Annotated in this window: 6 protein-coding genes; 4 read left to right on the top strand and 2 right to left on the bottom strand. The window is 40.8% G+C overall.

What is annotated here, in order from left to right; translation table 11 throughout:
* A partial coding sequence (locus ACE1AT_RS01865) for a DUF5996 family protein (protein ID WP_374865616.1) occupies nt 1–805 on the top strand: 805 nt, incomplete at its 5' end.
* Nucleotides 806–871: 66 nt separating this feature from the next.
* Here the strand turns inward: ACE1AT_RS01865 and ACE1AT_RS01860 are convergent.
* Nucleotides 872–1,018 carry a hypothetical protein gene (locus ACE1AT_RS01860; protein WP_374865615.1) on the bottom strand — a complete coding sequence of 49 codons (147 nt, stop codon included), beginning with the start codon at nt 1,016–1,018 and terminating at the stop codon, nt 872–874.
* Nucleotides 1,019–1,100: 82 nt separating this feature from the next.
* Nucleotides 1,101–3,635, bottom strand: a complete 2,535-nt coding sequence (locus tag ACE1AT_RS01855; protein WP_374865614.1) for a hypothetical protein — start codon at nt 3,633–3,635, stop codon at nt 1,101–1,103.
* Between the two features lie 844 nt (nt 3,636–4,479).
* Here ACE1AT_RS01855 and ACE1AT_RS01850 point away from each other — a divergent pair.
* The 3 genes from ACE1AT_RS01850 to ACE1AT_RS01840 all read left to right on the top strand — a co-directional run bounded on the left by ACE1AT_RS01850 (nt 4,480) and on the right by ACE1AT_RS01840 (nt 5,261).
* Nucleotides 4,480–4,683, top strand: a complete 204-nt coding sequence (locus tag ACE1AT_RS01850) for a hypothetical protein (RefSeq protein WP_374865613.1) — start codon at nt 4,480–4,482, stop codon at nt 4,681–4,683.
* Nucleotides 4,684–4,894: 211 nt separating this feature from the next.
* The gene (locus ACE1AT_RS01845; RefSeq protein ID WP_374865612.1) at nt 4,895–5,122 is read left to right on the top strand and encodes a hypothetical protein; all 228 of its coding nucleotides are present in this window, start codon (nt 4,895–4,897) and stop codon (nt 5,120–5,122) included.
* 1 nt (nt 5,123) lies between these two features.
* Nucleotides 5,124–5,261, top strand: coding sequence for a hypothetical protein (locus tag ACE1AT_RS01840; RefSeq protein ID WP_374865611.1), 138 nt, complete (start codon nt 5,124–5,126; stop codon nt 5,259–5,261).
* The last annotated feature ends 151 nt before the right edge of the window (nt 5,262–5,412 follow it).

The following is a 5,412-nucleotide window of genomic DNA, read 5'->3' as shown; positions in this document are numbered from 1 at the left end:
CCTCAAAGAAAACGACAGCGCCATGCGTAACGTGTTGACTCATGCCAAAGTCATCGCCGTTGTTGGTCATTCTGATACACATGAGCGCACCAGTTATCAAATCGCCCAATTTTTGCGGAGTGTAGGCTATACCGTCTACCCTGTGAACCCTACTGTCAAGGAAATTGATGGTCAACCAAGTTATTCTTCACTTCAAGAAATTCCGGGATCGGTGGATATTGTTAATATCTTTCGCCGTTCTGAGTACTTAGGCGAAATTGAAGTAGACCAGCCAATTCCTTTTGATCAAGATCATGTACATGCAGCTTATGATCCTCAGTACGCCCAGAGGTTTTGGCGGATTCTGGTGCAAGCAGATAGGGTCATGAAAGTATTTCGCTCACGTTTTATTGGTAAATGCAGCCCTGTACACTTTTTCTGGGGCAGCTTTGATTTGGCTGTTACCCGCTTTTCTGGGCGTCGCGCTCCAGAACATCCAGGTGGGGTTCCCAATATGGCGGATTGGGTAACAAAAGAAGCTTACTCGCATGAAGTGAGCAGCTGTGGGTTTTGGCCTGGTGGTGGGGCGGCAGAACCTGTTTTTTACTCCTATGCCTATCCCGAACCAGAGGGATTTAAAGACTACCCCATCCAGCCAAAGGAGGCATTTTACAGTTCCGATATGCGAGAGTTCATTTTGCCATATGAAGCAGTGCGGCGAGCTGATGACCCAGATGCAGTACTCCTGGCCTTTTTGCAGAGTACCTATGATGCAGCTGCAAATAGTGGAAAGTGGGAGCGAGCAGGGTTAGAATCTACCTCATGAATAAAGAAAAGATGCTTCCAGCAAAAAACAAGGAAGCATCACATCAGTGTTTTGACTAAGGCGACTTCACCGTTTACAGTACAATTGTACTATTTTGTGAGCGATCGCCGTTGTACAAGAAAAAAGCAGATACTCAAATTTTTCTGAGGCGATTTTCAGAAGTGATGCTCTTTCATGAGCCTTGGTGAGCGATCGCCTCAAGTACAGCATCATGCGATCGCCCTACACCATATGAAACATTAAAACCCAAGAGATATTGCTGGAGTAATAGTTAGCTTATCCAGAAGATGTTAGCTTAATTAACTTGACAAAGCCAAGATCCGTTTTCAATACGCTTGGCGATAGGATGTCTCGTCGTTGCTCCAGGCTTAGTATCAAGATGCCATCCTTGCCAAGTCTGTGCAGCGAGTTCGGAAAATTCAGCCCGCACTTGAAACCAAGTAGGATTATCTTCTCTACTCCATAGACTACATAGCAAATCCAAAACTTTCTCTGAGGTGTTGTTACTCATTGGATTCAGTTTGTTTTTGTTTGATTCAGTTAAGTAGTGATCTTCTGACTTGAAGACCCTGCTAAGTCCCTCCTTAGTGCTGAAGTTGCCAAGCTTCTTCGAGCATCTTGAAATATTAAACAGCGCATCACAAATCCGACGATTCAAGCCTAAATATACAGCTCCCTTAAGTGCCTCCAAAAAACACTCTAAAGCTTTGGTAGGGTCATTTTGAATTAAGAGCAAATATTCTCCATCAAGCAAATAAATTTCTGAAAGAACAGCTTGGCAAAAATTTTGACTGTGACCAGCTGTTAAATCAGTTTTAGCAAGTTTATCAGCTAACTTGGATGCCTGTCTTGGCAAATTACCATCTCCAAGTCTGACCCAAACTCGTCCTGCAAAAGCTAGCCATCGAGACGCTCGTTGAGCTAAACCAATACGTAATGCGTAGTGGGCTGCTCTGAGAAAATATTCTGCGGCTTTATTGAGCGTACTTTTGTCATCACAAAGGTAAAACTCTATCCGCGCCACATTCCCATAAATTTCAGACAAGGCTAAATAAACATCCCAACCAGGATCTTCGTAGCAAGATCCTGGTTTAATTGCACCTCTAATTTTACTGTCCCATGCTTCTAATCCAAGCCAACTGCTCCTTTTGCTTTTTTCAAATAAATCTGGGTCATGCCCACAGGAAAGCTTGTACAAGTAGACTTCTGACTGAATTAGAGCGAGTATGGGAACAAGTTCTTGTTTTACTTTTTGATCTTCCTCAAGGACTTGGTTAATTTCTTGAATGAGCAGTTGTGCGTTACTAATGTTACCTTGAAAATTTGACAGTCTTAGCTCCAACCGTCTTGCGAGAAAATAGCAGCGGTAGAAGTTGAGTCGATATGAAAAGTAAATATTTTCCTTTGGAATTTTCTTCAATTCATCCCTGGCTGTATCAGCAATTTTCTTAATCTCAACAGACTGACACTCCTGATCAAGGAACTGAAATTTTTGAAAAGCTCTCCTTGCTCTAGTTAATCGTTTCCTCAACTCAGAGAGAGCTTTGCATACTGAACTGTAGATTTCTATATCGAGTTTCCCATTTGTGTTCTGATCTACTAACCATTGCTTGGCAGCGTAGATAATCGCTTGTAGCATAGTGATCATCGAGTCACGGTCTACCCAAATTCCCTGATACTTTTGCTGATTTCCCAGAATTACTGTTGTTTCAACTAAGGAATCAATACTGCTGTCTAGGGTTTTTGTTGATATGCTGACGTTAGCTATCTCCCCTGTCAAACCCATGTGTAGGCTACAAGCAGCGATAGCATTCTCTACGATTGTGTTGCCAGAAGTATACATCCATTCAATCGGCTCCGACGATTTACCATCATGACTAAAGCTACAAGTCACTATCGCCATAATCACTGGAGTCAGCGAATCAAGTGACTTTGCTTCTAGTTGTGTTGTTGAGCATGAACCCGGAGTATTCAGATCGCACTCTGCCTGATGACCTATCTGTACGAATCGATGGTATAAATCGCTATACTCCTCTTCTGCATTGATATATCGAGATAAAGTTTGGAATTCTAGCTTTTGAACTCTAATCCGAAGGTTAGCCACATCTTTAGGCATTTGCTCCTTGATGATAATACTCAAAAAAAGCGCGATCGCCTCTTGTCGGGTAAAGTTTGTCTTTCCTCCGGCTTTAAGTCTTTTCCAGGTTCGCTGTAGCTTGTCAATTACTTCCAGCCTCAGTTTTAAGCCCAACGTTGGGTAAGATGTGCGTAGCTCCTCAATCAAATGCCCTAGAGAATCATTATCTTGATATTCAGAATACTCAACAGAAGACTTTTTACTTGCAATTGCTATTTTGTTAGTTGCGATCGCCAAGAACTCTTGAGTTGTGGGCAGTAAATCTTCAAAATGCAAAAACTCAAGCAATGCAACTACTTGAGCAACTTGAAAAAATCTTTCTGGAGTCACCCGAATCATCTTGGTTTTTTCTGGTAAAAAACCGGCGGACTCCAGTAGCTCATCTACTCCTATCTCTCCCAATAACTTTCGTAGTTCCTTGGAATTTGATTCGACTTGTTCTGTTGTTTTTTCAACCTCTGTTTTTGATTTCCTCTTATATGCCTTACCATTTTGAAGACTCTCGCACAGTTTGATCAAGCCTTCACGCTCAACCGGCAACCGCTCCTTTTCTTCATTCAAAAAATCAATCACAACCGGTCGGCTAACATTCATCCCTTGTGATAGTTCCACCTGCGTTGCTCCCAATTTATTTAGGAAGAAGTGGAGCATCTCTCTTAGTGCGTCTTGATCTCCAACGCTCTCTTTACCCATATTCTTGAATTTTATAAATTTGTTTAACTGTAAATTATATTGACATTAAAACAGCTTTATTTAGTTTTTTTGTATTTAAAGATACGGTAATGCTCAATAAAATCGTCTTAAAGTTAACAGGTATATTAAATTTACAAATTTTTAGGCAAATTTAGTTAAAAACAGTATTTCTGTATTTTTGGATACAAAAATGGTAATTATTATGAATATATCATTCACATGTATACAAGCTTAACAGTAATCTAAAAGATTATGCTTCCCAGAGCAGTAGAGGAAATCCTCTATTACTGCAAGCAAAGGATAGCTAGATTTCAGAAATTTAAGGATACTGGACTTATAGAAATCCGATGTTGCCCAAATAGAGGTCTGTACAAAGTCGAGTGCCGCTGCGGAGAGTTTGAAGATTTCCCAATTACGCCAGAAGACCTGGCTGTTTGGAACCCACCTCCGCTGCCCAAACAATGGGAAACGCTGGAAACCTTAGAACATGTTTTGGTCACACTCAATAGCGCATTATTTGAAACTTTTTGTCAACGGCAAGGCTATGCGACTATTGTAATTTTCTATCGCGCACATGACGGTCGATACGGGTTCCAGTTTATGCCATCAGTGATTTACGGAATTAAGCCTTGTTGATCCTAGAGGTGATGAGATAAAGCTCCGCCTCATAAATTTTTGGACTGAATCTCGCAACTGCGTGAGAGTGGTTCCGAACAATCTAATCAAGTTCTGTTAACAGCTCATCGATGGGAAAAACCACGACGGATGCTGAAGCTTTAGCTTCGTGCATCCGTATTCTTGTCTCTAGCAACCAACAGAACAAAAAAATTAATCGGAGGGAAAAGTGAATCTACTAAACAACCGCTACTTTGGGTATTTTACTTATTTAGCTTTGCTCATCACCGTTTTAGCAGTATCAGCAAAATTTGAGGGAAGTGTCACCGTGCAAGTCACGCCTTTAAGCTTACGAGTGGAACTGAGCAATCATTCTGTTGGCTGTCCAATTGACCCGCCTCCGCTCGATTTGCCTGAGCAGAAATTGGCTTAGTACAGCATTTCAGCCCGCTAGTTTTTAGATGAATTAACAGTTTAACAGTAATCAGTGCTGGTGTTTAAAAGCTTCTAGTCATAGGCTTTTTAAAATTACTTTGCCTTCATCTGAGCTTCGTCAGTTCTACCCCTTGTTCAAGGTGTGTAATTGAGTTTTTGTCATTAAGACAAATTGAATCACTTACACTCCAATATTGGAGTTCATAGCCATGACAACAAATCAGTATAGTCCTCTATTCAAATTGACTGCTAAGTTCCTCAAATATTTCTTGCTAGCAATATTCGCCTTGGTGATTACCTGTATCTTATCAATGAGTTTTGGGGCTTTGGATATGATCGCAGTGCTGCTGCCATTTGTAGGCAATTGCTTTTATAAGCTGGCAGTTATTCTGTTGTGTTTGATGACAATCACAGTAATCTTAGAATCCCTACGTTAAAGTGACTGAAAGCCCTGTAGTAGGGTCGTCCATGAGGCGATCGCTCCTTTTTCCCCTAAGAATGCGACCTGCGATCGCCTCCATACCTCTACACTTAAAACTTTTGCTGCTTACAGGTTTGAAGTTAAAAGAAGGTTAGCAGGTGAATGTTTCGCATTATCTCTATGTATTACTTAAATAAAAAGCAATTATCAAGCTATTTTCATCTATCAATTTCTGGATTAAACTTGCATTAATTTGGGGTGATAAATATAACAATGATGATGAAACGCAATAAACGGAATGTACTA

Source organism: Pelatocladus sp. BLCC-F211, assembly GCF_041928655.1.
GTDB lineage: Bacteria > Cyanobacteriota > Cyanobacteriia > Cyanobacteriales > Nostocaceae > Pelatocladus.
The sequence above is the reverse complement of the archived record's forward strand: the minus strand, read 5'-3'. Positions and strand labels throughout refer to the sequence as shown.